This window comes from Caballeronia zhejiangensis (assembly GCF_022879815.1).
Lineage (GTDB): Bacteria > Pseudomonadota > Gammaproteobacteria > Burkholderiales > Burkholderiaceae > Caballeronia > Caballeronia zhejiangensis.
On record NZ_CP084285.1, the window covers coordinates 581,396 to 606,846 of the forward strand.

At 64.6% G+C, this 25,451-nt stretch carries 24 protein-coding genes and 1 pseudogene; 14 read left to right on the plus strand and 11 right to left on the minus strand.

Annotation, left to right across the window (positions count from 1 at the left end; translation table 11 throughout):
- The first annotated feature begins 179 nt into the window (after positions 1-179).
- Genes LDZ23_RS23800 through LDZ23_RS23815 form a run of 4 tightly spaced genes read left to right on the plus strand, consistent with a single transcriptional unit; the run spans position 180 to position 3,595 of the window.
- On the plus strand, positions 180-707 hold the full coding sequence (locus LDZ23_RS23800) for a 2,4'-dihydroxyacetophenone dioxygenase family protein (protein WP_008349107.1): 528 nt from the start codon (positions 180-182) through the stop codon (positions 705-707).
- A 56-nt stretch (positions 708-763) separates the two neighbouring features.
- The gene (locus LDZ23_RS23805) at positions 764-2,065 is read left to right on the plus strand and encodes an MFS transporter (protein ID WP_008349109.1); all 1,302 of its coding nucleotides are present in this window, start codon (positions 764-766) and stop codon (positions 2,063-2,065) included.
- Positions 2,066-2,076: 11 nt separating this feature from the next.
- Positions 2,077-2,787 carry an SDR family NAD(P)-dependent oxidoreductase gene (locus LDZ23_RS23810; protein WP_033536512.1) on the plus strand — a complete coding sequence of 237 codons (711 nt, stop codon included), beginning with the start codon at positions 2,077-2,079 and terminating at the stop codon, positions 2,785-2,787.
- Between the two features lie 10 nt (positions 2,788-2,797).
- A complete protein-coding gene (locus tag LDZ23_RS23815) occupies positions 2,798-3,595 on the plus strand; it encodes an IclR family transcriptional regulator (protein ID WP_033536511.1) in 798 nt (265 codons plus the stop codon).
- A 39-nt stretch (positions 3,596-3,634) separates the two neighbouring features.
- Here LDZ23_RS23815 and LDZ23_RS23820 read toward each other — a convergent pair whose 3' ends face one another.
- Positions 3,635-5,071: an AarF/UbiB family protein gene (locus tag LDZ23_RS23820; protein WP_008349113.1), complete on the minus strand. Its 1,437-nt coding sequence runs from the start codon at positions 5,069-5,071 to the stop codon at positions 3,635-3,637.
- A gap of 151 nt (positions 5,072-5,222) precedes the next feature.
- On the opposite strand from LDZ23_RS23820, the gene LDZ23_RS23825 reads away from it, so the two are divergent.
- Entirely contained in the window at positions 5,223-6,137 is a 915-nt protein-coding gene (locus LDZ23_RS23825; protein ID WP_008349115.1) for a serine hydrolase domain-containing protein, read from the plus strand.
- Between the two features lie 156 nt (positions 6,138-6,293).
- The gene (locus LDZ23_RS23830; RefSeq protein WP_008349118.1) at positions 6,294-6,704 is read left to right on the plus strand and encodes a hypothetical protein; all 411 of its coding nucleotides are present in this window, start codon (positions 6,294-6,296) and stop codon (positions 6,702-6,704) included.
- Here LDZ23_RS23830 and LDZ23_RS23835 read toward each other — a convergent pair.
- Entirely contained in the window at positions 6,680-7,147 is a 468-nt protein-coding gene (locus LDZ23_RS23835; protein WP_008349120.1) for a response regulator, read from the minus strand. The two genes, LDZ23_RS23830 and LDZ23_RS23835, sit on opposite strands and share 25 nt — an antisense overlap.
- Before the next feature lie 219 nt (positions 7,148-7,366).
- Here LDZ23_RS23835 and LDZ23_RS23840 point away from each other — a divergent pair, with 219 nt between their 5' ends.
- Entirely contained in the window at positions 7,367-7,606 is a 240-nt protein-coding gene (locus tag LDZ23_RS23840) for a hypothetical protein (protein WP_008349122.1), read from the plus strand.
- Here LDZ23_RS23840 and LDZ23_RS23845 read toward each other — a convergent pair.
- From LDZ23_RS23845 to LDZ23_RS23855, 3 genes are read right to left on the minus strand one after another with little or no spacing between them, the layout of a single operon-like run.
- Entirely contained in the window at positions 7,603-9,150 is a 1,548-nt protein-coding gene (locus tag LDZ23_RS23845; RefSeq protein WP_008349123.1) for an efflux transporter outer membrane subunit, read from the minus strand. The two genes, LDZ23_RS23840 and LDZ23_RS23845, sit on opposite strands and share 4 nt — an antisense overlap.
- A 1-nt stretch (position 9,151) precedes the next feature.
- Complete coding sequence (locus LDZ23_RS23850; RefSeq protein WP_008349125.1) at positions 9,152-10,738, minus strand: DHA2 family efflux MFS transporter permease subunit; 1,587 nt, start codon at positions 10,736-10,738, stop codon at positions 9,152-9,154.
- Positions 10,739-10,742: 4 nt separating this feature from the next.
- Positions 10,743-11,882 (minus strand): HlyD family secretion protein, encoded by a 1,140-nt coding sequence (locus LDZ23_RS23855; RefSeq protein WP_008349127.1) that lies wholly within the window; start codon positions 11,880-11,882, stop codon positions 10,743-10,745.
- A 273-nt stretch (positions 11,883-12,155) separates the two neighbouring features.
- On the opposite strand from LDZ23_RS23855, the gene LDZ23_RS23860 reads away from it, so the two are divergent.
- On the plus strand, positions 12,156-12,698 hold the full coding sequence (locus LDZ23_RS23860) for a universal stress protein (RefSeq protein ID WP_008349129.1): 543 nt from the start codon (positions 12,156-12,158) through the stop codon (positions 12,696-12,698).
- Here the strand turns inward: LDZ23_RS23860 and LDZ23_RS23865 are convergent.
- Complete coding sequence (locus LDZ23_RS23865) at positions 12,677-13,423, minus strand: IclR family transcriptional regulator (protein ID WP_008349131.1); 747 nt, start codon at positions 13,421-13,423, stop codon at positions 12,677-12,679. The genes LDZ23_RS23860 and LDZ23_RS23865 overlap by 22 nt on opposite strands.
- A gap of 101 nt (positions 13,424-13,524) precedes the next feature.
- On the opposite strand from LDZ23_RS23865, the gene LDZ23_RS23870 reads away from it, so the two are divergent.
- On the plus strand, positions 13,525-14,697 hold the full coding sequence (locus LDZ23_RS23870; RefSeq protein WP_008349133.1) for a fumarylacetoacetate hydrolase family protein: 1,173 nt from the start codon (positions 13,525-13,527) through the stop codon (positions 14,695-14,697).
- Between the two features lie 6 nt (positions 14,698-14,703).
- Here the strand turns inward: LDZ23_RS23870 and LDZ23_RS23875 are convergent, their stop codons facing one another.
- Both LDZ23_RS23875 and LDZ23_RS23880 read right to left on the minus strand, forming a co-directional pair.
- Positions 14,704-15,687 (minus strand): substrate-binding domain-containing protein, encoded by a 984-nt coding sequence (locus LDZ23_RS23875; protein WP_033536490.1) that lies wholly within the window; start codon positions 15,685-15,687, stop codon positions 14,704-14,706.
- A 126-nt stretch (positions 15,688-15,813) separates the two neighbouring features.
- On the minus strand, positions 15,814-16,308 hold the full coding sequence (locus LDZ23_RS23880; protein WP_008349135.1) for a free L-methionine (R)-S-oxide reductase MsrC: 495 nt from the start codon (positions 16,306-16,308) through the stop codon (positions 15,814-15,816).
- Between the two features lie 311 nt (positions 16,309-16,619).
- On the opposite strand from LDZ23_RS23880, the gene LDZ23_RS23885 reads away from it, so the two are divergent.
- From LDZ23_RS23885 to LDZ23_RS23900, 4 genes and pseudogenes are all read left to right on the plus strand, one after another.
- Positions 16,620-17,861, plus strand: a complete 1,242-nt coding sequence (locus LDZ23_RS23885; RefSeq protein WP_033536489.1) for an ROK family transcriptional regulator — start codon at positions 16,620-16,622, stop codon at positions 17,859-17,861.
- Positions 17,851-19,395, plus strand: a complete 1,545-nt coding sequence (locus LDZ23_RS23890) for a sugar ABC transporter ATP-binding protein (RefSeq protein WP_008349137.1) — start codon at positions 17,851-17,853, stop codon at positions 19,393-19,395. Before LDZ23_RS23885 ends, LDZ23_RS23890 begins: the two co-directional genes overlap by 11 nt.
- Before the next feature lie 100 nt (positions 19,396-19,495).
- A pseudogene (locus LDZ23_RS23895) lies at positions 19,496-20,446 on the plus strand (ABC transporter permease subunit); the annotation flags it as partial.
- Positions 20,447-20,574: 128 nt separating this feature from the next.
- A complete protein-coding gene (locus LDZ23_RS23900; RefSeq protein WP_404989962.1) occupies positions 20,575-21,468 on the plus strand; it encodes an ABC transporter substrate-binding protein in 894 nt (297 codons plus the stop codon).
- A 12-nt stretch (positions 21,469-21,480) separates the two neighbouring features.
- Here the strand turns inward: LDZ23_RS23900 and LDZ23_RS23905 are convergent, their stop codons facing one another.
- The 3 genes from LDZ23_RS23905 to LDZ23_RS23915 all read right to left on the minus strand — a co-directional run bounded on the left by LDZ23_RS23905 (position 21,481) and on the right by LDZ23_RS23915 (position 24,664).
- On the minus strand, positions 21,481-22,395 hold the full coding sequence (locus tag LDZ23_RS23905) for an NHL repeat-containing protein (RefSeq protein ID WP_008349140.1): 915 nt from the start codon (positions 22,393-22,395) through the stop codon (positions 21,481-21,483).
- A 73-nt stretch (positions 22,396-22,468) separates the two neighbouring features.
- Positions 22,469-23,707 (minus strand): MFS transporter, encoded by a 1,239-nt coding sequence (locus LDZ23_RS23910; protein WP_033536488.1) that lies wholly within the window; start codon positions 23,705-23,707, stop codon positions 22,469-22,471.
- Positions 23,708-23,827: 120 nt separating this feature from the next.
- Entirely contained in the window at positions 23,828-24,664 is an 837-nt protein-coding gene (locus LDZ23_RS23915; RefSeq protein ID WP_244808236.1) for an alpha/beta fold hydrolase, read from the minus strand.
- Between the two features lie 223 nt (positions 24,665-24,887).
- Here LDZ23_RS23915 and LDZ23_RS23920 point away from each other — a divergent pair, with 223 nt between their 5' ends.
- Positions 24,888-25,373: a molybdopterin-dependent oxidoreductase gene (locus tag LDZ23_RS23920; RefSeq protein ID WP_008349143.1), complete on the plus strand. Its 486-nt coding sequence runs from the start codon at positions 24,888-24,890 to the stop codon at positions 25,371-25,373.
- Positions 25,374-25,451 lie beyond the last annotated feature (78 nt).

Here is a 25,451-nt window from a genome sequence, read left to right on the forward strand (position 1 = left end):
CTCGGCTTCATCGCGTGATCTAAGGCGGACCTGCCGGTCCGCCTTTTTTTTCGTCCGTCGAAAAGGCGGTATCTGCACGAATTCATCATCCGTTGAAGAATCTTGACAATTCGCGGAACGAGGAAGAATATCTGTCCATAATTTGATTCACGAATTCACAATATGGACAAGGAGACGCGATGACCGCGCCGAAACCCGCGGCGGATGCCATGACGCCGTATCAACTTCCCTTCCCTAAAGAAGCGCAAAAGGAAATCGTCGTGCCGAGCGCGATTCCCGCCGACGAGCGCGAATGGGTGCCGCAGGCCGAAAACGTCTGGTTCCGTCCGCTGTGTCTGAACGTGTCGACCGGCTACTGGATGAACCTCCTGCGCGTGCGCAAATCCGGCGTGCTGTCGCGTCATCGTCATCCGCAGGCGGTCCACGGCATGGTGCTCAAAGGCCGCTGGCGCTATCTCGAACATGACTGGGAAGCGACCGAAGGCAGCTATGTCTTCGAGCCGCCCGGCGAAACGCACACGCTCTATGTTCCCGAAGACGTCGAGGAAATGATCACGTACTTCCAGGTGAACGGCGTGATGTTCTATTGCGACCCGTACGGCAACTACACCGGCTACGAAGACGTCTTCACCAAAGTCGACATGTGCCGCAAGCATTACGAATCGGTCGGACTCGGTGCCGACTTCGTCGATCAATTCATTCGCTAGCATCCACCCAAACTCAACCCTCTAACAGACTCGACAGAGCATTCGGAGGAGACAACATGCTGGAAAAATCACCGCGCCTGAAGCGCATTCAGTGGGTCGCGCTCACTTTTCTGACGCTCGCGGGCATCGTGAATTATCTCGATCGCAGCACGCTCTCGATCGCGAATCACTCCGTCACGCAGGAGCTCGGCCTCTCCGCCTCGCAGATGGGCCTGCTGCTCTCCGCGTTCTCGTTCGCGTACGCGTTCTCGCAGTTGCCCATCGGCGTGATGCTCGACCGCTTTGGCGCGCGCATCATGCTCGGCCTCGGCATGTTCGTGTGGTCGGTCGCGCAGTTGTTCGGCGGGCTCGTCACGAATCTGCATCAGTTTCTCGCGGCGCGCATCGCGCTCGGCATCGGCGAGGCGCCGCAATTTCCGGCGGGCGCAAAGGTCGTGTCCGAATGGTTCGCGCAACGCGAACGCGGCAAGCCGACGGGCATCTTCGTCACGTCATCGACCATCGGACCCGCGCTCGCGCCGCCCATCCTCACCGTGCTCCTGCTGTCCTTCGGCTGGCGCAACATGTTCATCATCATGGGCGCGCTCGGGATTGCGGTGTCGATCGGCTGGTACATCGTCTATCGCAACCGGAAGGACGTGAAGCTCGAATCGCAAGAACTCGCGCATCTGACCGAGGGCGAACCGGCGCAGCGCAAGGAACGCAACATGACGTTCGCGGAATGGCGCGGCCTTTTCGGCAAGGCGACGACGTGGGGCATGATCTTCGGCTTCATGGGCGTGATCTACATGGTGTGGCTGTATCTCACGTGGCTGCCCGCGTATCTCGAACACGAGCGTCATCTGACGATCGCGAAGACCGGCTGGGTCGTGACGATTCCGTATCTCGCGGGCACGCTCGGCATGCTCTCGTCGGGCTTCATCGCCGATGGTTTGATGGCGCGCGGCGTCGCCCCGATCCGCAGCCGCAAGTGGCCGATCTGCTCGGGACTCATCGGCGCGGCGCTGTTCACCGTGCCCGCCGCGTTCACGCCGAACCTGACGCTCGCGATCGCCTATCTGTCGGCGGCGATGTTCTTCGTCAACATGGCGAGCGGCGCCGCGTGGGCGCTCGTTTCCGTTGCCGCGCCGCGCCACATGGTCGCGTCGCTCGGCAGTATCCAGAACTTCGGCGGCTACTTCGGCGGCTCGTTTGCGCCGTTCATCACGGGCCTCGTCGTCGACAAGACGCATTCGTTCGTGAACGCGTTCCTGATCAGCGCGGGCGTCGCGTTCGCTGCTGCGCTCGTCTACATGTTCGTCGTGCGCGCGCCGATCGAGGACGCGGAGCGCCAGACGGAACCCGTTCCCGCCGTATGAATCGCACCGATATGACTTTTCAAGCTGATCTCTTCAAGGGCAAGACCGTCGTCGTGACCGGCGGCACGCAGGGCATCGGCGCGGGCATCGCGCAGCAATTCGCGGCGCTCGGCGCGCGCGTGATCGCCGCCGGCCTAGCGCCGACCGACGCGCCCGGCATCGAAGTCGTCGAACTCGATGTCGCCGATGCCGCCAGCGTCGCCGCGCTCTTTGCGCGTATCGATTCGCTCGACGTGCTCGTCAACTGCGCGGGCATGATCCGGCGCGGCGACGAGCACGACATCGAAACATTCGAGCGCGTGATCGCGGTGAATCTCAACGGCACGATGCGCATGTGCGCCGCCGCGCGTCCACTGCTCGCGCGCAGCAAGGGTTCGATCATCAACACGGCGTCGATGCTGACGTTCTTCGGCGGCGGACTCGTGCCCGCGTACAGCGCGAGCAAGGGCGGCGTCGCGCAACTGACGAAATCGCTGGCGATCGCCTATGCCGCCGAGGGCATCCGCGTGAACGCCGTTGCGCCCGGCTGGATCGCGACGCCGCTCACGCAAGCGCTGCAGAACGACGACGGCCGCTCGCAGGCGATCCTCGACCGCACGCCGATGAAGCGCTGGGGCTTGCCGGAAGACGTCGCGCGCGTGACGGCGTTTCTCGCGTCACCGGCGGCGTCGTTCATGACGGGCGCGATCGTACCCGTCGATGGCGGCTATCTCGTGGCATGATTCCCGCATCATGCCCTCAGACACCGCTTCCCTCGACGCCGCCAAGGCCACCGGCACCGCCGCCTTCTCGAAGTTCATGGCGGTGCTGCAACTCATTGCCGATGCCGGCGAACCGCCGACCATCGCGCGTCTCACCACGGCGAGCGGTTATCCGCGTCCGACGGTCTATCGCATCGTCGGCGCGCTAATCGCGGAAGGCCTGGTCGTCGAAAGCGTGCGCGGCGGATGTTACGCGCCCGGCCCGCGGCTGATGTCGCTCGCGAGCCGCAGCTGGGAGCGCTCCGATTTGCGCATCGCGGCCACCGACGCGTTGCAGGCACTGCGCGACGCGACGCAGGAGACGGTGCATCTGGCAGTGCGCAGCGGCTCGGAGATGGTGTACATCGAGAAGCTCGAAAGCCCGCATGCGGTTCGCATGGCGTCGCGCATCGGCACGCGCGTGACGCTGTATTCGAGTTCCGTCGGCAAGGCGTTTCTGTCGACGCAATCGCCCGCCGAACGCGATGCATTGCTGCATGGCCTGAAGTTCGAACGCTTCACACCGAACACGATCACCGATCGCGCCGCGCTCGACGCCGAACTCGATGCAACTCACGCGCGCGGCTATTCGGAAGACCGCGAGGAAAACGAGGCGCAGATTTTCTGCTACGGCAGCGCGATCGTCGGCGCGAATGGCGTGACGCTCGGCTGCGTGAGCATCAGCATTCCGCTGTTCAGAAAGAGCGCGACGCCGCTCGAAACCTACGTCGAGCCGCTGAAGGACGCGTCGCGCGCGATCGCGGAGCGTATGTCGCCGGGTACGCGTTGACGCGCTAATGCCCGCGCCTTGGCTCGGAACCAGCGCCCCTCAGTCCCGCCGAAACGCGCCCGTCGCATCCGCCCGCTGTGCGATGAGCCGCGGCAGACGCGGCAGTGTGTGCGGCCAGTGCGTCGCTTCGTGCGCAAAGCGCGCCGCCATGCTTCTGAAGCCGATCTGATCCGCCGCGAGCCGCACGATGACCCTGCGCGCGATCTTCCATACGTCGACGTCCGGCGCGATGTCCTCCGCAAGGCGCTCGATGCGTTCCGCCGAACGCGCGAGCAGCACCGCGCGCGACGCGATGCGCCCGTGCGACGCGCTGAACATATGTTCGGCGGGCGCCTTGCCGATCGCGCCGAACAGATGCGCGACACCGACCTTGCTGCGTGCGTGCGGCGAAGCAAAGCGCTCGGCTTCGCGCCGATACGTCGCTTCGACGCGCACTTCGTGATGCGTCGCATGCGTCTCGGGCCGGCCGTGCTCGAGATGTGCGCGCGCGGCCGCCTTGTGATCGCCCTCCATCAGCGCATGCGATACGCCGACGATGAAGTCGCGCTCGTGCGCCGCGAAGAACATCATCGGATTGTCGGCTTCCAGCACGATCTGGCCGCGCGTCTCGCCTTCGATGCCCACGCGCGCGCCCGCCGCGTCCAGTCCCGCGTGATACAGCCCGACGCCCAGCGCCATTTCGAAGAACGCTTCGATGAGCGTCGCGAGGACATCGGCCTGATCGAGCCCGCATGACGCGAGCGCTTGCGCATCCGACAGTGCGGCCGTTTCGATCGCGCGTGTCGTCAGCACCGAATCGTTGCAATAGTCCCAGAGCACTTCGGGCACGGCGAGACGCGCGTCGTCGCGCAGGCGAAAGCGCAAGTAGCTCTGATCGGCGGCGCGCTGGCGCAAGTCGATCATCGCATCGACGCTCTCGCGTGAACGGCGCACCCATTCCACCGGATGCATCTCGCGCGCCTTCGCCGAACGGCGTTCCGCGAAACGCGCAGCCGCGAGCGCGAGGTCGAGATCGTCAGCGAGTTCGGCATGCGCGTCGGCGCGCAATAGCGTGACGCGCACCGCCATATCGCGGAGGCGAGCACGATGCGTCTGCTCCGCGATGCCCGAGCGCAACGGCACCGCGCTCAACTCGGTGAGTTCGAAGGAAAGCGCGGGCGGGAATGCGGCTCTGCAAGCGTCGCGAAAGCGCGTTGCGTCGTACGGCGTGAAGAGCCCGTCGAGTTCGGACAGCGCGACGCGCACCGCCGTTTCGGCAAGCGCCGGATGACTCGCGAGCGCGCCGGACGCGTTCTCCAGCACGCGCGAAAGTTGCGAGAGCGCGGGCACGCCGGCTGCCAGCGGCGCGGCGCGCGCGCCATGCGTGGCGAAGAAGCGCGCGACGCGCGTCATCGCTGCGCCGTCGCCGGTCAGATGGCTTTCGCGGACGAACGCCCGGCCAAGACGCCAGAGCGTCGCGAGTCGTCGGACTGACAAATTCGGGCTCGCTGAAAGTGAGTTGAAACCGCTGAAAGGCTGCGATGCCGCCGTGTGTGGCATCCGGATTGCTGACTGTGTAACACGATTCGTTCCTGCATGCACGCGCACGAAACGAAGCCTTCCTCATTTACTTCGTGATCCTTTTTAAATGACGACTTCTTCCTTACGCGAAGCGCTGACGAACGAATCCGGCGTGCGAAGCTTCATCGTCGCGCACGACGATGCGATCGCGTTCGAACATTATCGTGAGGACGTGACGCCGGAATCGCTCGAAAACATCAACTCGGTCACGAAGACCATCGTCGCGCTTGCCGTCGGCGCGGCGCTTCGCGAAGGCGCGCTTCCGCCACTCGATACCCCCGCCGCGCGCCTTGTGCCGCCCATGTGCGACACGGCGCTCGATCATCGCGTGCAGCGCATCACGCTCAGGCATCTGCTCACGATGACATCGGGATTCGAATGGGACCAGCGCACCATCGACGACTGCGTGCTCGGCAGTTGCGAGCGCTTCTCGGACGATGAAAGCCGGCTGCGCTTCATTCTCTCGCGGCCCTTCGCGAGCGAGCCGGGCACGCGCTTTCAATACGATTCGCACGCGGTCCAGTTGCTGTCGCTGGCGCTCGAATCCGCGACGGGGCGCACGCTCGCCGATTACGCGCGCGACACGCTGTTCGCGCCGCTCGGCATCGAAGCGAGCGAATGGATCAGCGACGAGGACGGTCACACGTTCGGCGGGCGCGGTCTCCTGCTGCGCGCACGCGACATGATTTCGCTCGGCCTTCTGATGATGCATCGCGGCGCATGGCGTGGCGCGCGCATCGTCGACGAAGCGTTCATCGACGATGCCATGTCGGTGCAAAGCGACGGCGGCCCGCCGATGGACGCGCACTACGGCTATCTCTGCTGGATCGATCCGCGTTATGTCTTCGCGGCGGGACACGGCGGCCAGTTCATCTTCATCGCGCAACGAGAGCGGATCGTCGCGGCCACGACGTGCGACAGCGGCGATGCACATCGCAACATGCGCGACCTGTTCGAGCGCCATGTGCTCGACATGGCGTGAAAGAGACGGCGCGACTGTATCTTTTTGTCGATGCACATTTCGGATTAATCTCAATACGGTATCTTATAAATGCGTCGCCTGGACGCATTCACATTAAGATCGAGAAAACTTCGAGCGCCGTGCACGAAGACTCATAACGATAAAAAGAGAGGCGCCATGCAACACCATTCCGAACCGCCGATGGCGAAAGCGATGTACATCCTTGGGCAGATCGGCGCGATCATCTGTCACGAACGCGGGCCGCGCCCGCAGACCGCGGTGCTGACGAAAATGGCATCGCGCCCCGCCGAGGGTTTCTCGATAGCTGTTGCGAGCATGAACGAAATGTGCCCGCCGCGGCGCGGAGAGCGCCGCGCGCTGCTGCAATGGAAGCACAAGGAGATCGGACGCCTGCGCCGCATGCTGCCCGATCCGCTGCCGACGGCTGCATCCGCGCATACGCAGATGCCGTTCTGGGCCGGCTATTGTCAGTACTGGGAAGACATGTTGAAAGCGGACGCAGAGCGCGATGTCGAACCATTCGCGCCGAAGCTCGAACTCGTTCAGCGCAAGCGCACCGATGCATGATCGCCCTCGCCTTGACGCGCCGAGAAATAATCGCGCAGCACCGCGATCATGCCGTCGAGTTCGGTCGGCTTGACAAAGTAGCCGTTGAAGCCGGTGCGCTGCGCGCGCGACAGATCCTGCGGATCCGTGCAACTCGTATGCGCGAGCAGCAACATCGACAGATCGATGGCGCGGATCGCTTCGGCCGCTTCCCAGCCATCGCCGAGCGGCATCATCAGATCGAGCAGTACGACGCCCGGCCGCCACTTGCGCGCGAGCGACACGGCGTCGAGGCCCGTGTGCACCGCGCGCACGGTGAAGTCGGCGTCTTCGAGCGCGAGACAGATCGCGCGCGTCGCGTCCATGTCGTCATCGGCGATAAGCACGCGCGGCTCGTCGCAGCACTTCGCGCGCGGCGGAATCTGCCACAGCGCTCGCGTGGAAACACGTTCGTGTCGTTGCATCGTTCGGGCCTCGGAATGAACGGAGATGAGAGCAACGATCATTCCCTCGCGGGCCCGCAAAAGCGTGGCGTCAGGCGGCATGCGGCGCGCCGACGTTACACTTCGGGATTACCCGGTGGCTGTCGCGGCGCGTCGATGCACGCGCGCCGTGCAGGATTTGCATCGTCGTCGCATGAGCGTCGACGATGGTGCATTCATCTCCAAACGAGAGGCTAATCGATGTTCGTCGTGTATTGGCTTGGCGACAACCCTGACGCCGAAGGCGCGGCACGCTACAAGCGCTTCGATGCGAACGCGCTCGCCGATGCGCTGCGCTTCGCCGAAGACCTGCGCCGCCGTCAAGCCGCTGGCGAGAACATCGGCTTCGTCACGCTATGCAGTGAAAACCCGCATTCGGTCGGCAAGCCCGGCGTCGCCGATCCGCCCGCCGACTACGACTGGAAAAAGCGCAGATGTTAGTTTTGCGCGGTCGCGGATGCGTCGTCCTGCCATCCGCCGCCGAGCGACTTGTACACGGCGATGAGATCGGTCGTCACGTTGACGGTCGATTGCGCGAGCTGCTCGCGCGTCTGCGCAAGCTGACGTTCGGCATCGAGCACGGTCACGAAAGGCGCGAGTCCTTTGCGATAACTGTCCGTCGCGAGTTGCAGGCTGACGCGATTCGCCTCGACCGTGCGCGTGAGCGCCGCGCGCCGGTCCTGTTCGGTCCGATACGAAACCAGCGCGTTATCTACTTCCTGCAACGCGTTGAGCACCGTCTGCCGATACTGCAACGCCGCTTGCCCCGCCTGCGCCTTCGCCACGCGCACGTTCGCGCGCAACGCGCCGCCTTCGAAAATCGGCAGCGAAATGCTCGGCCCGACCGACCAGAACAGGCTCGACCAATGCGCGAGATAGCGCGCCTTCGTTGCACGCGTGCCGACCTGCCCAGTTAGTGAGATATCCGGATACATCTGCGCCACCGCGACGCCGACTTCAGCGGTCGCGGAATGCAGTTGCGCCTCCGCGCGGCGAATGTCTGGACGACGGCGCGCGAGCGTCGACGGCAAGCCGATCGGCACGACCGGCGGCACCGGCGGCAACGCGCGCGCATCGGACAGTTCCGCGTCGAGCGTGCCCGGCGCGTTGCCGGTCAGCACGGCGAGACCGTTCATCGCCTGCGCGATTTGCGCATCGAGCGTCGGCAGTTGCGCCTGCAACGATCCGACTTGCGCGCTCGCGCTCTGCACGTCCTGCTGGCTCGTCAGGCCGACGCGTGCCTGTTCGCGCGTGAGATCGAGAATCTGCTCTTCGGCGTCGATCTCGGCGAGTGTGATCTGCTTGATCGCCTGCGCGCCGCGCAATTGCGCATACGTGCGTGCGACTTCCGATTCGAGCGAAACGAGCGCGTCGTTGCGACTTTCGATTTCAGCCTGCGTCTGCGCATTCGCCGATTCCACCGAACGCCGCACGCGGCCAAAAAGATCGAGTTCCCACGATGCGTCGAAGCCGTCCTGAAACAGCGTGACCGGACCGGTCGCGGAATCGAGTCCCTGACGGATCTGCGCGCCGTTCGCGCCGAGACCGTCGAGCTTGTCGTACACGCCTTGCGATTCGAGCAGGCCTTTCAAGCCGAGTTGCTGACGCTTCACGCTCGCATTCGCGCTCAACTGCGGCAAGCCCTGCGCCGCCGCCGACACGCTCTCTTCCCGCGCCGCCGCGATGCGCAGCACCGCGCTCTGCAAATCGAGATTGCCCGCGATGGCGCGTTCGATCAGCGCATCGAGCGTCGCATCGTTGAACTGCTTCCACCAGCGCGGATCGGGATCGGCGGAAGTCTGCGCCGTCGATGGCGCGTCGGCATGGGGCACGCGCGGATCGTCCGGCGCGTTCTGCGCGCGCTGCGTGTCGCTCCAGTTATCGGGAACATCGGCCTTCGGCGGCGTGAAATCCGGGCCGACCGCGCACGCGCTCAATGCGAGCGCGAACATCGGAATGAACGGAATGATTGGACGCAGCTTCATCTCAATGCCCTCCCGCCTGGCCCGAAGCCTTCACGGGCGAAAAGAAAAACGTGAGCGGTATGAACATGAACGCGAAGATCGCGCACGCGGCGAACACGTCGAGATACGCGAGGATGGTCGCCTGCGATACGAGCGTCTTGTACATCTGCCCGGTCGCGGCGGACATCGCTTGCGACATCGTCTGGCCACTGTCCATCAGCGTGCGCGCGATGCGTTGCACCGACTCGTTGTACGGCTGATTGAGCGGCGTCAGATGCTCGACCATATGCGCCATGTTCGCCTGCGTGCGCTCGCGGATCATCGCGGTCGCAAGCGAGATGCCGATCGATCCCGCGACGTTGCGAAACATCGTGAAGAGCGCGGAGGCATCGTTGTTGAGCGACTTCGGCAGTGACAGATACGCGAGCGTCGTGACCGGCACGAACAGAAAGCCGATGCCGATGGATTGGGCGCTGCGCATCTTCGTCAGCGTCACGTAATCGACGTTCGGCACGAGATGATGCGAATACAAGAGCGCGCATCCCATCAGAAAGAAGCCGAACGCGACGAGAAAGCGCGTCTGAATCACGTTCATCAGCTTGCTGACGACGGGAATCAGGAACACGATGCAGATCGCGCCCGGCGAGAGCACGAGGCCCGCGAGCGTCGCCGTGTAGCCGAGCTGCTGTTGCGCGAGCTGCGGTATCAGCACGGCGCTGCCGTACAGCACCGATGCGAATCCGACGATAGCCGCCGAACCGAGCGCGAAGTTGCGATCTTTCATCACGCGAAGATCGACGACGGGCCGCTTCGCGTACAGCAGCCAGAATGTCGCGCCGACGATGCCTACCGCCGCGAGCACCGCGAACGTCACGATGAAGTTCGACGCGAACCAGTCGTCGTCCTCGCCGCGATCGAGAAATACTTGCAGACAGCCGAGCCCGAGCGCGATGAGACTGATGCCGACCACATCGATGCCGATCTTCTTCGGATCTTGCCGTTTTTCCCACGGCGGATCTTCGACGAACTGCATCACCGCGATGGTCGTCAGCACGCCCACCGGCACGTTGATGAGAAAGACCCAGCGCCAGGTGAAGTTATCGGTGATCCAGCCGCCGAGCGTCGGTCCGAGCACCGGCGCGACGACGATCGCGACCGCCGAGATCGAGAACGCGCGGCCGCGCTGCTCGGGCGGAAAGGTATCGAGAATGATCGATTGCTGGCTCGGTTGCAGGCCGCCGCCGAAGAAGCCCTGCAGAATCCGGAAGACGATCAGTTCACCGAGATTCGACGCGATGCCGCACATGAACGAGCAGACCGTGAACGCCCCGATGCAGATGAGAAAGTAGCGCTTGCGCCCGAGTATCTTCGAGAAGTACGCCGAAAGCGGCAGCACGATGCCGTTCGCGACGAGATAGGACGTGAGTGTCCACGTCGCTTCGTCGTAGCTCGCGGACATCGTGCCGGAAATGTGCGGCAGCGCGACGTTCACGATGGTCGTGTCGAGCACTTCCATGAACGCCGCGAGCGTGACGACCACGGCGATGAGCCACGGATTCGCGCTCGGCTTCCAGCCGCTGTGGTCGTGTTCCGCGGTGCTGTCGCTCATGATGTCAATGGCGCAGCATGACGGTCGGCACGACCGAAAGCCCGAGCGGCAGCGATGTGCCCGGCTTCAATCCATCGTCGATGACGATCTTCACCGGCACGCGCTGCACGATCTTCACGAAGTTGCCCGTCGCGTTTTCGGCGGGGAACGCGGAGAAGCGCGAGCCGCTGCCGAGCTGCACGCTGTCGACGTGGCCGTGCAGCTTCATGTCGGGATACGCATCGACGTCGATATCGACCTTGTCGCCCGGCTGCATCCGATCCAGTTGCGACTCCTTGAAGTTCGCGCTGATCCAGACGCGCGTCGTGACGAGCGAAAGTATCGACGTGCCCGCCTGCAGGAACGTGCCGTATTGCACGTTGCGCTTCGTGATCCAGCCATCGGCGGGCGCGCGCAGTTCCGTGTACGAGAGATTCAGTTGCGCCGATTCGACTTGCGCCTGCGCCTGCCGCACTTGCTGACGCCGCTCCTCGACGGTCGCCACGACTTGCGCGATCTGCTGCGGCACGAGGCTCGCGGTGCGGACCTGCGCACGCGCCTGCGCGACGTTCGCCTGCGCGCTCTTTTGCTGCGCGTCCGCGGTGTCGATGTTTTGTTGCGACGTCGCGCGGATATCGACGGAATGCTGCCGCTCGTACGCCGCGCTCGCCTGCGCGAGATTGGCGCGCGCGTTGAGCTCCTGCGCCTGGGCCTCTGCGAGCTGCGCTGGATACTGCACGCGCGCCACTTCGAGCTGCGTTTGCGCCGCGTGCAGTTGCGCCTGCGCGAGACCGAGCTGCGCGTTGGCCTGATCGAGTTGCGCCTGATAATCGCGCGGATCGATCCTGATGAGCAGATCGCCTTTGTGCACGAAGCGGTTGTCGTCGATGTTCATCGTCACGACATAGCCCGATACCTTCGGCGCGATCGTGACGGCATCGCCGTCGGTGTAGGCGTCGTCGGTGCTGACCTGATTGCGCGTCAGGAACCACCAGACGAACGCGCCGATCGCCAGCACCACGACGACGACGCCCAGAATGATCAGCGGCTTTTTGCCGGGCTTCTTGCGCGCTTTGTCTTTCGCTTTGTCGCCGTCGTCTTTCGCGTCCTTGCGCTCATTCTCGCGCGCTTCGTCTTGAGTATCGGAGTCGTCTCGGTCTGACATCGCCGCTCGCTATCGGGTAATCGGGTGAGACCCGGACGAACGCCGGGCGAAGTTGCGCGAATGCCGGAGCGCTCGGACGCTCGATGGAGGCATTCGGAAGGCACACCATCAGCAAACGGTATTCCCTTACGGTTTCGATACGCGAAGGCGCAGCGGCGCGGGCGCAATGGCCAGCGATTCAAGCCGCTTTGTAAAAGATGCAATTGCGCGCTCATTTCCCGCTAACTTTGCGAGCCGATCATCCGCTCTGAACCAAACAGACGGAGACTCATCATGTACAAGCACATTCTCGTCGCGGTCGGCACGAGCCTCAGCGAAAGCGCCCTGACCACCGCCATCACGCGCGCCCGCGACTGCAACGCGCGGCTGACCGCGCTGCACATCGTCGATCAGGCGCCGTGGTGGGCCATCGTCACCGCCGACAGCAATCCGGGCGAAACGCTCGATGTCATCGAGGATCACGCGCGTGCCGTCACGCGCTATGCGGCGCGATTGATCGATAGCGCGGGCATCGACGGCATTGCGCGCAGCGTCACGCAGCCGCTCGACGGCACGAGCGTCGGCGAACTGATCGCGCGCGAGGCGAAGGCGGCGGGCGCGGATCTGATCGTGCTCGGCGGCGAGGCGGAAGCCGGCTGGCGGCACGGCGAAGCGCGTCTGCGCGATGTGGTGTGCTCGCACGCAACATGCGACGTGCTGATCGCGGCGCACGCGAGCGCACCGCTTTCCGCAGGAACCGATCACGCGCGCGTCGCCGCTTCGTCGGCCTGCGCTGGCACGCGCGTATCACATCGTCAGAGCGCGCCGCGCAAGTGAGCTGCAAGCTGCACGATACCGATCGAAATCTGCTTCTCACGTTTCGGATCGAGCCGGCCGACCGGCACGCTCGTCGATACCGCGACGCGCTTGCCCGCCGGCGTCATCCCGACGTAAGCCGCGAAACACGCGAGGCCTTCCGCGACTTCCTCGCGCTCGACCGCGAGACCGCTCGCGCGAATCGACGCGAGTTCGCGCAGTAGCGCCGCGCGCCGCGTGATGGTGCGCGGCGTCACCGCTTCGAGACGGTCGGGCAGGCGCTCGATCACGGCTTCATCGGTCATTCCGGACAGCAGCGCCTTGCCGAGCGCGCAGCAATGCGCGGGCAGACGCGAGCCGAGATCCGACACGAGCCGCACCGGACGATGCGCGTCCTCGCGCGCGATGTAGACAACCTGCACGCCGTCGAGCACGGCGAGCTGCACGACCTCGTTGTGCTTGTTGATGAACGCGCCGGCGCCTTCGCGAAACGCGGCTTGCAGCTTGTCGTGCCGCACATAGGCGTTGCCGAGCTCGAAGAGACCGACGCCGATCATGTAGCCGTCGTCGCGCTTTTCGATCCATTGCATGCGCGCGAGCGTTTCCAGCATCAGATAAAGCGTGCTGCGCGAGAGGCCGGTTTGTTCCGCGAGCGCGGCCGCACGCACCGGTTTCGCGGCGGCGGCGAGCGCTTCGAGAATGTCGCTGGCGCGGCGCAGCGCGGGAACGTCGTAAGTTTTTTCCATGACCGCATTATTCCAACGGGTTGGACATTTAATCAACCCAATGGACACTCTTCGACACGCGGGCTACGATCGGCATTCCTTTCCCGCCTGTCATCGCATTCATGCAAACCGTCAACGTCTCCTCCTGTCTGCCCGAAGATTTCGCCGACGCCGTGCTGATCGGCCGTGTCTGGCGCCCTGCGCCCGTGAACGGTCCCGCCGTCGTCGCGGTGCGCAAGGGCGAAGTGTTCGACATCACGCGCGCCGCGCCGACCACCGCCGACCTCTTCGATCACGCCGATGCGCTCGACATCGCCCGCAACGCCGAAGGCGAGCATCTCGGCAACGTTCAGGATCTGCTGCAAGCGACGCTCGATGCATCCGCCGGCGGCCTGCGCCTGCTCGCACCCTGCGACGTGCAGGCGGTGAAGGCGTGCGGCGTCACGTTCGCGGTGAGTTTGCTGGAGCGCGTCATCGAAGAGCAGGCGGGCGGCGACGCAAGCCGCGCGCAGGAAGTGCGCGACACGATCAACAAGCTGATCGGCGCGGATCTGTCGAAGATCGAGCCCGGCTCGGACGCCGCGATGAAGCTGAAGGCCGAACTGGAGCGTCGCGGCGCGTGGTCGCAATACATGGAAGTGGGAATCGGGCCGGACGCGGAAGTGTTTTCGAAGTCGCAGCCGATGTCGTCGGTCGGGTTCGGCGCGGATGTCGGCCTGTATCCGACGTCGAAATGGAACAACCCGGAGCCGGAGATCGTGCTGGCGGTGAATGCGCGTGGCGAGATCGTCGGCGCGACGCTCGGCAACGACGTGAATCTGCGCGATATCGAAGGCCGCAGCGCGCTGTTGCTGGGCAAGGCGAAGGACAACAACGCGTCGTGCGCGATCGGCCCGTTCGTGCGTCTTTTCGACGAGCGCTTCACGCTGGATTCGGTGCGCGCGACGAGCGTGTCGCTGCGCATCGAAGGCGCGGACGATGGCTTCGTGCTCGAAGGCGTGAGCCACATGAGCGAGATCAGCCGCGATCCGGCGGATCTCGTCACGCAGACGCACGGCGCGCATCATCAGTATCCGGATGGATTCATGCTGTTCCTCGGCACGATGTTCTCGCCGATCAAGGACCGCGACACCGAAGGCGGCGGCTTCACGCATCATCTCGGCGATGTCGTGACGATCTCGACGCCCAGTCTCGGCGCGCTCGTCAATACGGTGAAGCTGTCGACGGAAATCGAGCCGTGGACGTTCGGGGTGCGGGCGCTGTATCGGAGTCTTGCGGCGCGGGGGCTGGTTTAACGCGCTCTAAGAAGCCCCGAACCGAAACCCCTTCGCTGCCCCTCTCGTCACCAGTTGCACCGGCGTTTCCATATACGGCGACAAGTCTCTCTGCCGCCGCTTCTCCACGAGCGCCTTCACCGCGACATCCAGACCGAACACCGCCTGCCGCGCGCCGAATTGCTCGACGGTCGCAAGCAGGCGGCCGTCGTCGAGCATCGGCTGCACGGTTTCGATGTTGTTGTATCCCGTCACCAGCACGCGGCCCCTTTTTCCGGCGATGCGGATCGCGTCGATCGCGCCCATCGCGATGTTGTCGTTCGCGCAGAGCAAGCCGCGCAAGTCCGGATGCGCATAGAGCATCTCCAGCGCACTCGCCTTGCCGCTCACGAGGGTCCAGTCGCCGCTGTCCACGGCGGCGATACGCATGCCCGCCGCGTTCATCGCGTCCGTGAAGCCGACCGTGCGCTGCTGCGCGTTGCGATCGTTCGCCGGCCCGCCGATGATCCCGACTTCATCGCCCGCCTTCAGCTTCGAGCCGAGATACCCACCGACGAGCCTCGCCCCGCGCCGGCTGTCCGGTCCGACGAACGGAATCGTGACGCGCGCCGCGTCCTGAGCGGCTTCGTCGAAAGGATTGTCGATGGCGATCACGATGATGCCCGCCGCGATCGCCTTCGCCGCCACCGGCAGCAGCGCCTTCGAATCCGCTGGCGCGATGACGATCGCGTTGACCTTCGCTTCGATGAGCGACTCGACGATGTGAATCTGCCCGGCGACGTCGTTGTCGGTGAGCGTGCCGTTCGTCGTGAGATCGAGCTGCGATGCGTAATGGCGCTGATAGTTGCGCGCGCCTTCGATCATCGACACGACGAACGGATCGCCGAGCGACTTCATCACGAGCGCGACGGTCGCCTTGTCCGATGCCGCGCGCACGTCGCGCACGCGCGCGAACGCACACGCGCTCATGGCGCATGCGGCAAGCAGGCGGCGACGGACGAGGCTCGTCATGAAATTTTGAGACGGATGAAAACGTCCCATTGTAGACGCACGCGACCAGTCGTCCGATCAGGACAAATTCTCAGCGCGATGCCGCTTCCACGAGCGCGGCCGCGCCGTTATCCGCTGCTTCGACGTTCATTTTTTCCACGCGAGCGCGATGAACTCGGCGCACAGCGCTTCCATGCCGAGCGCGTCTTCATCGTCGAAGCGGTTCGGCACGGGGCTATCGACGTCCCACACGCCGATCAGCGCGCCGTCGCTTCCGACGAGCGGCACGACGATCTCCGAGCGCGACGCCGAATCGCAGGCGATGTGGCCCGGAAACGCGTGCACGTCCGGCACGACCTGCGTGCGCCGTTCGCGCGCCGCCGTGCCGCAGACGCCGCGTCCAAGCGCGATCCGCACGCACGCCGGCTTGCCCTGAAACGGCCCGACGACGAGTTCGGTGCCGTCGAACAGATAGAAGCCGGCCCAGTTCAGATCCGGCAGCGTGTGATAGACGAGGGACGAAAAATTCGCCGCGTTGGCGATGAAGTCGGTTTCATCGGCGAGGAGCGCGCGGGCTTGCTGCAGCAGATCGTCGTATTGCGCGGCCTTGGTCGCGTGCGTGGCTTCGGAAATCGAGAACATGAAACGGCGGCCAATGTGTCGAAAAGTGTCGCCGACGATAGCACATCGATCCGCACGACGCTGCGCGCGCCGCGCGTCGAAAGCTGGCTGCAAAGCCGTGTCGCAAAGCTTGGAACTGACGATTGCATCGCCTAGTGTGAAAGCGCACCGGGTCCGCGGTTTGCAATGGTCGCGCAGCGCGTTTCGCATTCCGCTGAACAAAATGCTTCGGGATTTCCCTGCTTTACTTCGCCGCGCCGTCGGTCTTAAATAAATCAACTTGATTTAATTAATGGCCACGACTCGATGGCCGGCTACTTCGGAGACAGCGCGTGAAATCCCCAAGCGGCAGAGGCAGCAATTCCGCGAGCGTGCGCCGGTACAACGAACGTCTGCTGTTGCAGGCGCTGCGGCGCACCGAGCCGGCATCGAAGGCCGATCTCGCGCGTCACGCGAATCTCACGAGCACGGCGGTCGGCAGCATCGTCGAATCGTTGGAAAATGCGGGCCTGATCGAATACACCGGTCGTCGTCTCGAAGGCCAGCGCGGTCAGCCCGCGTCGCTGATCCGGCTCGATCCGCGCGGCGCGTTCGGTATCGGCGTGCGGCTGGATCGCACGGGCATCGAAACGGTACTCGTGAATTTCGCCGGCGACGTGCTCGCCCGCAGCGCGCTGGACGCCATCCTGCCGCATCCGTCCGAAGTGCTCAAAATCGTGCAACGCGATGTCAAAAGCATGCTTCGCCTGCTTTCCGAGCCGGAGCGCGAGCGGCTGGCGGGCATCGGCATCGCGCAGCCCTTCAATCTCGGCAGCTGGCTGCGCGAACTCGGCCTGCCCGCCGAACGCTTCCGCGCGTGGGACGAAACCGATTTCGCCGATGAACTGGCGCGCACGCTCTCGCTGCCGGTTTTCAGCGAAAACGACGGCAACGCCGCCGCGACGGCCGAGCTTTTCTACGGCCACGGCCGCAGTTGCGACGACTTCGTCTATCTCTTTCTCGGCTCCGCGATTGGCGGCGGCATCGCGATCAACGGCGACTGCCTGCGCGGCGCGTCGGGCAATGCGGGCGACATCGGCGTGATTCCGGTGCCGCCGAGCCGCCTGCCGTCCGCGCCGCAACCGGCCGGCCAGTGGGACATCCTGCTGTCGCGCGCATCGCTGAACGCGCTCGTGCGGCATCTCAACTACTGTGGCGCCGCGGCGGATAACCGCGTCGATCTGCAGGCTTGCATCGAGCGCAGTCTTCCCGCCGTCGACGAATGGATCGACGACTGCATCGAAGCGCTCGCGCCCGCCCTGCGCGCGACGCTCTGCGTGCTCGACGTGCCGATGGTCGTGATCGATTCCGACATCGACGGCGGCCTCCTCGACAAGCTCGTCGCACGTCTGTCGACGACGCTCGCCGCCAACGCGCCCGAAGCGCGCGGCACCCCGACGCTCGTGCGCGGCTCCTTCGGCCCGGATGCGGGCGCGATCGGCGCGGCCACGTTGCCGATGTTCTTCAACTTCTCACCGCGCGCGGCGATCCGCCACGCGGGCATCAAACCGCAGGAGATGAACCATGCCGCATGATGCTTCCAGCCGACCGCCGCTGCTCGAAATGCGCGGCATCAGCAAAACCTTTCCCGGCGTGCGCGCGTTGAACGACGTGCGTCTGTCGGTCTATCCCGGCGAAGTGCATTCGCTGATGGGCGAAAACGGCGCGGGCAAATCCACGCTGATGAAAATCCTCTCGGGCGCGTGTCAGGCCGATGCGGGCGGAGAAATCCTGATCGACGGCAAGACCGTCACCATCGACGGGCCGCTCGCCGCGCGCGCGCTCGGCGTCGCGGTGATCTATCAGGAACTGAGCCTCGCGCCGAATCTTTCCGTCGCGGAGAACATTTACGCGGGGCGCGAATTGCGGCGCGGCAGGCTCGTCGATCGCGCGGGCATGGAGCGCGGGTGCACCGACGTGCTCAAGCGTCTCGGTGCGAACTTCAAGCCGCATACGCTCGTCGGCGACCTGTCGATCGCGGAGCGGCAACTCGTCGAAATCGCGCGCGCCGTGCATGCTCACGCGCGCATCCTCGTGATGGACGAGCCGACCACGCCGCTCTCCTCGCGCGAAACCGATCGCCTGTTCGAGCTCGTGCGGCAACTGCGCGAGGAAGGCATCGCGATCATCTACATCAGTCATCGGATGGCGGAGATTTATGAACTGAGCGACCGCGTTTCGGTGCTGCGCGACGGCGCGTACGTCGGCACGCTGATGCGCGACGAACTCTCCGCCGACAGCCTCGTCAAGATGATGGTCGGCCGCGACATCTCCGGCTTCTACAAGAAGCAGCACGCGCCTTACGATCCGGGCAACGTCGTGCTGTCCGTGCGCGATATGGCGGACGGCAATCGCGTGAAAGGATGCAGCCTCGATCTGCACAAGGGCGAAGTGCTGGGCATCGCGGGACTCGTCGGCGCGGGACGCACGGAGTTCGCGCGTCTGATCTTCGGCGCGGAACCGGCGATACGCGGCGAAGTGTCGATGCACGGGAAGCCGCTCAAGCTGCGCACGCCGCGCGACGCGATCGATGCCGGTCTCGTCTATCTGACGGAAGACCGCAAGGGCCAGGGCCTCTTCCTCGACATGAGCGTGCGCGACAACATCAATATCACCGTCGCCGGACGCGATGCGAAAGCCGGCGTGATGGACCTGCCGCGCGGCAACGCGCGCGCGAAGGACGCGATCGCCGCGCTGACCATCCGCGTGCCGAACATGCGCGTGAACGTGGGCGCGCTGTCGGGCGGCAATCAGCAGAAGGTGCTGCTGTCGCGCCTGCTCGAAACCAAGCCCGAAGTGCTGATTCTCGACGAGCCGACACGTGGCGTCGATATCGGCGCGAAGTCGGAGATTTATCGAATCATCAACGATCTCGCGCGGTCGGGCGTCGGCGTGATCGTCATCTCGAGCGAGCTGCCGGAAGTGATCGGCGTGGCGGACCGCGTGCTCGTGATGCGCGAAGGCGAAATCGCGGGCGAACTCGGCGGCCATTCCGGCAAGCCGATTTCGCAGGAAGGGATCATCGAACTGGCGACGGGCTCGAAGGTCGCGCTCGATCAGGCGGCTTAAAGGATATCTGGAGAGAGACATGGCTAACACGACGAAACACCACGACAGCGCGCCGGTTGCGAAGGCGGAGAGCGTATCGCAGCGGCAGAACCGCATCGAGCATCGCGAACGCATGCAGGTGCTGATGCGAACCGCGGGCATGCTGCCCGTGCTGATCCTGCTGTGCATCGGCTTCGGCATCGTCACCGACGGCTTCTTCAGCTTCCAGAATCTGTCGATCGTCACGCAGCAGGCATCGATCAACATCGTGCTCGCGGCGGGCATGACCTTCGTGATTCTGACGGGCGGCATCGACTTGTCGGTCGGCTCGATTCTCTCGGCGGGCGCGGTCGCCGCACTGCTCGCATCGAACATTCCGGGATGGGGATGGCTCGGCATTCCCGCCGCGCTCGCCGTCGGTCTCGGCTTCGGCGTCATCAACGGATTGCTGATCGCGCTGCTCAAGCTGCCGCCGTTCATCGTGACGCTCGGTTCGCTGACCGCCGTGCGCGGTATCGCGCGGCTCATCGGTCACGATACGACGATCTTCAATCCGCAATTGCCGTTCGCGTTCATCGGCAACGACACGCTCTTCGGCGTGCCCTGGCTCGTCATCATCGCGCTGCTCGTCGTGCTGGTGTCGTGGTTCATCCTGCGACGCACGGTGCTCGGACTGCGCATCTATTCGGTCGGCGGCAATCCGGAAGCGGCGCGTCTTTCCGGCATCAAGGTGTGGGGCATCCAGCTTTTCGTCTACGCGATCTCGGGCCTGCTCGCCGGTCTCGGCGCCGTGATGTCGGCCGCGCGTCTCTACGCCGCGAACGGTTTGCAACTCGGCCAGTCGTATGAACTCGACGCCATCGCCGCGGTCATTCTCGGCGGCACGAGCTTCGTCGGCGGCGTGGGTTCGATCGTCGGCACGCTGGTCGGCGCACTCATCATCGCGGTGCTCTCCAACGGCCTCGTGCTGCTCGGCGTGTCGGATATCTGGCAGTACATCATCAAGGGCCTCGTGATCATCGGCGCGGTGGCGCTCGATCGTTACCGTCAGCGCGGCTCGGCTCGCACCTGATCTGGCTAAACCGGGCGCATTCGGGTCCGCTTGCGCCCGCCCTCAAAAATATGGACCACCCCGGAGACAACAACATGCGCAAACACAACAAGCTTTTCGCCAGCGTCGCACTCGCTCTCGGTTTCACGATGTCGCTATCCGCGCACGCCGCCGACAAGCAGTTGAAGTCCATCGGCATCACGGTCGGCTCGCTCGGCAATCCGTACTTCGTGACGATCTCGAAGGGCGCGGAAGCGAAGGCCAAGACGCTCAATCCGAACGTGAAGGTGACGGCTGTTTCGTCGGATTACGACATGAACAAGCAGTTCACGCAGATCGACAATTTCATTTCGGCGAAGGTCGACATGATCCTGCTGAACGCCGTCGATCCGAAGGCGATCGAGCCGGCGGTGAAGAAGGCGCAGAAGGCGGGCATCGTCGTGGTCGCGGTGGACGTCGCGGCGGCCGGCGCGGACGCGACCGTGCAGACCAACAATGTGCAGGCCGGCGAGATTGCCTGCGATTATCTGGCGAAGAAGCTCAACGGCAAGGGCAACGTGGTGATCGAGAACGGGCCGCAAGTGTCGGCGGTGATCGATCGCGTGAACGGTTGCAAGAGCGTGCTCGCGAAGAACCCGGGCATCAAGGTACTTTCCGACGATCAGGACGCGAAAGGCTCGCGCGAAGGCGGCATGAACGCGATGCAGGGTTATCTGACGCGTTTCCCGAAGCTCGACGGCGTGTTCGCGATCAACGATCCGCAAGCGATCGGCACCGACCTCGCGGCGAAGCAACTGCATCGGAACAACATCGTGATTACGTCGGTGGATGGCGCGCCCGATATCGAAACCGCGCTCAAGACCGACACGATGGTTCAGGCGTCGGCGAGCCAGGATCCGTGGGCGATGGCGCAGCAGGCGGTGAGCGTCGGCTACGATCTGATGAACGGCAAGAAGCCCGCCAACTCGACGATCCTGCTGCCGTCGACGCTCGTCACGCGCGACAACGTCGGCAGCTATAAGGGATGGTCGTCGCCGCGATGAGCGACACCGTCGCTATTTGATCGGCACCACGCGCAGCGCGCTCGGCTTGTCCGGCGCGCTCGACCGATCCACGACGACGAGCCGTTTGCGCGCGACGTCCACCGCCACGCCGCGCGGCGATTGCAGATCGTCGGCGATGACCGTCGCGCGGCCGCGCTTCGAGATGCTGCATACGGCGTGCGCGCCGCATTTCGTGAAGAGCCGGCCGTCGGGAGTCGCGGCCATCAGGTCGGGCGCTTCGACCGTCGCGAAGACATCGCTCGCCGGCACGGGCGCGCTCGCCGCCCGCGCCGACTGCAAGTCCACCTGATAGATGCGGTTCGCGGCCTGATCGCTGATGTAGAGCGTGTCGCCGACCGTAGCCAAGCCGACCGGCTTGCCCAATCCGGTGACGATGTCGCGCTCGATCACCTGCCGCGGCGCCGTGCCACGCGTAATCACGCTGACGCCGCCTTCTGCCGGCGCGCCACCCTCCTCCATGAACCAGCTCGACAGAAACGTGCCGCCATCGAGCACGAGCAGGCCGACACGCCGCCGCGCGGAATTCGTGTCCGATGCGAGCGCGACCTGACCGCTCGGCGCGACATCGTAGATCGCGGCCGACGTGCCGAAGCCGAATTGCTCGACGAGCAGATGACCGTTCGGCGCGAACGCGATCTGGCTCAGGCTCGTGCGTTCGCCCTCGGCTGCCGGAATGCGCGCGTAGAGCGAAAACGCGGGCGCGTCCTCTTCGCCGATATGCGACGTCATCACGACGCCGTTGGTCCGGTCGTCGGTGACGAACACGGCGCCGTCCGAATCGCGCACTGCGACGCCGTTTGGCGTGCCCGCGAGCGGGACGGTTTGCACGGCCGCGTCCGGCGCGACGGAGCCGCACGCCGCGAGGAACATCGTCATTGCGATTGCCGCCATCAGCCGACGCTTCATGCGCTTCTCCCGTCGATGAGCCCGGCGCAAGGGCGTCGGACCGAACGACCAATATAGCGCGGCTTGCGACAGGTCAATCCGGCGAAGCGTCGTATCCGCGCTTGAATGCGGACGCCCGGGCCGGCCGTTCCCATGCCGCCAGCCGTTGCAGCGCGACGAGTCCGAGCAGCGCGAGCGCGAGTCCCAACGTGAAATCAGCGTGTACGCCCGCACGGTCGACGATCGTGCCGCCGACCGCCGATCCCACCGCAATCGCCACCTGGATGATGCTCACGAACATTGCGGAGCCCGCTTCGGGCAAGTCCGCCGTGCCGCGCTGAATCCACACGCTGAAGCACAGCGGCAAGGCGCCGAACGCAATGCCCCACAGCAGCATCCCCGCCGTTTCGCCGATGATCGAGTGCTCCAGCAGCAGCATCGACGAAATCGCGCCGAGCAGCAGCAACACCATCGCGGCGACCGACTTCTTGAGATGACCGGAGACGACCATCGACATCAGCGCATTCGAGAAGAAGCCGACGAGGCCGAAGCCGAAGAGCAGCAGCGTGATCGTGCTCAACGAGAAGTCCTGTTCGAGCAGCGGCGCGATGTACGTGTAGGTCGAGAAATGCGCGCCGAAAACGAGCGCGACCATCAGCATGCTCAATCGCGTGTGAGGACGCGCGAGCAGCTTTCTGAAATCGGCGATGCGCAACGCCGATGCCGACGGCAACGAAGGCACGAGCAGCGCCTGTGCAATCAGCGCCACGGCGACGAGTCCCGCCGTCGCCGCGAACGAGAAACGCCACGACGCGAACGACGCGATGAACGTGCCGAGCGGCACGCCGACGACCGTCGCGAGCGTCACGCCGGTCAGAATGGTCGCGGTGGCCTTCGCTGCATCTTTCGGCTGCACGAGTCGCGGCGCGGCGGCGGTCGCAAGGGTCCAGAAGCCGCCCAACGCGGCGCCGAGCATGGCGCGGCCCGCGAGCATGACCGGCAGATTGTTCGCGACGGCGCTGACGAGGTTCGCGATCAGAAGGACGGCGGTGAGGAGCAGGAAGACATATCGCCGATCCATTCGGCCCGCGCTGACGATGAGCGTCGGGGCGAATATCGCGGCCATGACGCCGGGCGTCGTCACCATGAGACCCGCGACGCCGGGCGACACGCCGAGATCGTGCGCGATCTGCGGCAGCAAGCCGACGGGCAGGAATTCGGCCGTCACGAACGCGAACGCGCTCACGGCCACGGCGATGACGGCGAGCCATTGGCGCATCGACGTCGAACGTCCTTCCGGCGATGCTGCAATTGCTGGTGTATCGATTTGCATGATGGCACTGAGGCTAGATTGGAGTTGGCCACTTTAAGCGCGCTTCCAATCGGGAAAAAGCCGTGTGCCTTGAACAGAGATGCCGGCGCGGACGAACAATGTCCGCGCCGGCTGCGTGAATCAGCCCTGCACGAATGCGAGCAGGTCTGCGTTGAGGACGTCCGCGTTGACGGTCAGCATGCCGTGCGAGAAGTCCGGATACGTCTTCAGCGTGCCGTTCTTCAGCAGCTTGATGGACTTCAGCGCGGCATCGGCGATCGGCACGATCTGGTCATCCTCGCCATGCAGAACGAGCGTGGGGACGGAGATCGACTTGAGATCTTCGGTCTGATCCGTTTCCGAGAACGCCTTGATGCCCTCGTAGTGCGCCTTGGCGCTGCCCATCATGCCCTGACGCCACCAGTTCTGGATGACGCCCTGATGCACCGTCGCGCCCGGGCGGTTGAAGCCGTAGAACGGACCTGCGGGCACATCGACGAAGAACTGCGCGCGGTTGTCCGCGAGCCCTTTGCGCAAACCGTCGAAGACGTCGATAGGCAGGCCTTCCGGGTTGGCTTCCGTCTTCAGCATGAGCGGCGGCACAGCGCTGACGAGGACCGCCTTCGCGACGCGTCCCGCCGGTTCGCCGTGCTTCGCGACATAGCGGGCGACTTCACCGCCGCCCGTCGAATGTCCGATATGGATTGCGTTGCGCAGATCGAGCGCCTCGACGACCGCGAAGGCGTCGGCGGCGTAGTGATCCATGTCGTGACCGTCCGAGACTTGCGACGAGCGGCCGTGTCCGCGCCGGTCGTGCGCGATCACGCGATATCCCTTCTGGACGAAAAACAGCAATTGCGCGTCCCAATCGTCGGAAGAAAGCGGCCAGCCGTGATGGAAAACGATGGGCTGCGCGTCCTTCGGGCCCCAATCCTTGTAGAAAATTTCGACGTTATCTTTGGTCGTGACGAACGGCATGACAATCCTCTCTCGTTGATGGGATGGAGCGGGATGCCGGCTGGGCGGATCGCTCAGCCGGCTGCGACGTTCTCGCGGGTAGAACAGTACACGTTTGCCCATTTTGTTGCCCAATCGTGCGCCGGGCATGCCGATTATGTGCGGACAGAAATGTCATCGGTGCGACATCGTAATATATTCCCGGATATAGCCCATTTCGCGCGACCCCATGTTTCGAGGAATCATGTCGTCATCGAGCCAGAGCAATTCGAGTAGCCCATATATCGAGATCGGCGGCGCGGTGCAAAGGCCGCTGACGCTCGATGTCGCCGCAATGCGCGAATTCGGGCGCGTGAGCATCGAACCGTTCGATCTCGTGTGCTTTTCGACGGGCCGCTACATTCGACCGATGGGAAGCTATCGCGGCGTGCCATTGCGCGTGCTGCTCGACGCCGCGGGCGTGCGCCGGCCGGACAACACCGATTTCAAGCGCACCGTGTTCCTCGCGCACGCGCACGATGGCTATGCGGTGACGTTCTCCTGGCACGAGCTTTTCAATACGCCGATCGGCGCGCAGGTGATTGTCGCGTATGAGTGCGAGGATCGCGAACTTGGCATCGAGGACGGATTGCCGGTGCTCGTTTCCGGCGCGGACACGGTGCGCGCGCCGCGCCATCTGAAGCGCCTCGCGCGCGTCGATGCCCACGTTCTGGGTGCGTCGCATCGATGAACGGATCGGCCGATAGCATGCTGTTCGCGCGGGAAATCGGCGCGACGATCACTTCGGCGAAGGAAGTCGCGCTTGCGC